General features: G+C 62.0%; 1 protein-coding gene. It reads right to left on the minus strand.

Translation table 11 applies throughout. The features are described from left to right. Positions 1-255: glycine betaine ABC transporter substrate-binding protein (locus AC0C6X_RS30270; RefSeq protein WP_472956736.1), on the minus strand; the 255-nt coding region annotated here is incomplete at both ends.

Raw genomic sequence — 255 nt, forward strand, 5'->3', positions numbered from 1 at the left:
AGGCCATCAGCTTGTTGACCGTGTCGTTGCTCCAGGCGCGCTTGTTGAGGTAGCCCATGACGTCCACGCCGGCGCGCTCGGAGAACGCCTTGGTCACGAGCGTCTGGACCGTATCCTTCGGCCAGTCATTCTTCTTTGAGTCCGGGCAATCCGCAACCGTGTTGCAGCGCTTCCACTCGGCCGCATCGTAGGGTACGCCATGCTCGACCTTGACCATCTCGTACTTGCCGAGAAGCGCGGTCGGGGCCCAGTAGT

The organism is Ensifer sp. VA4 (genome assembly GCF_055710065.1).